The organism is Succinivibrio faecicola, from assembly GCF_019448115.1.
GTDB lineage: Bacteria > Pseudomonadota > Gammaproteobacteria > Enterobacterales > Succinivibrionaceae > Succinivibrio > Succinivibrio faecicola.
Genome location: NZ_JAGFNY010000087.1, coordinates 1 through 1,144, shown reverse-complemented (window position 1 = coordinate 1,144; position 1,144 = coordinate 1). Strand labels below are relative to the sequence as shown.

Here is a 1,144-nt window from a genome sequence, read left to right as displayed (position 1 = left end):
CCATTTTCTTCGTCTTTGTTTTCTATTAAAAAAGTATCCTTAATGTATTTATATTCTGATGAAAGAGGTTTGTTTTCCTGAAGCATTTTTGCAACTTTTGCAATATTACTGTGAATTGTTTTTTCATGTGCATTGTATATTTCACGACTGTAATAAATATGAACAAACATCAATTCCTTTTCTCTAGGAGTTCTCTTACAGTTGTGTTTAAAATTGATTGGATAGCTCCAATTAATTTCAGTTGTGTATACGTTATTACCAATAGATTCATCATATGTTATTGGGTCAAACAAATGAATTCTGGCTTCGTTAAATAAGTTTTTGCAAACTGCAAAACTGGTTCTCATGTTGAGCAGAAATGAAACCTTGGACTGATAGAAACGATGAATGTTTCTGATATTAGAATATCCTTTATCAGCAACAAGAACGGCATTATTATTGAGTTCAAGCCTACTCATTTCATTAAGGTAATGTTTAACAGTAGACATATCAGGAATATTACCACTGTATGTTCTGTAATATACAGGCTCACCTGTTAGCTGATTAACAACCATTAGAACGTTAATTTGTGGTGTTTTATCTCCATCCTTGTTATGACCGTATTCAGCCTTTGATAAATTCTGAGAATAAGTAGATATTGAAGTAGAATCCAAAGCATAATATTCAGTTTTATTATTATCATCATCTCTGAGCTTTGTAAAACTGCTGAGTTTTGACATAAACTGGTCAATTTTATCTGAAGTGATATTCTGAAAAAGCCTACAAATTGCAGAAGCTGTCATTGTTTTTTGCCAAGGAAGACGATGTGTATCAGCAAATACTTCATATCGAGATGTTACATTTGAATCAGAAATGTTCAAGAAATAGGCTAAGGATAGGATCTTTTTGTTGATATTATTAGTTCCAAATGTTTCTTTTAAAGCCTTAGATAAAGGTGTATCAGCAATCAGATTATCAAATACCCAAGTAGCACCTGCAGCATAACGCTTTGCATTAAGTGCTTCTTTAATGGATATAAGCTTTTCTGTATCTTCAATCTGTTTGAATTCAATGGTACCTTTCCCGTTACGAAATGCTATGAAATCATTAAGTTCTGGATGTTGCTCAATAAAATCATCTTTCCAAACTATTTCACCAAGAGATG

At 32.0% G+C, this 1,144-nt stretch carries 1 protein-coding gene; it reads right to left on the bottom strand.

The window, feature by feature from the left end:
* Positions 1-1,144, bottom strand: a 1,144-nt coding sequence (locus J5V48_RS09725; RefSeq protein WP_219938445.1) for an IS1634 family transposase, incomplete at both ends; no start/stop codon positions are given.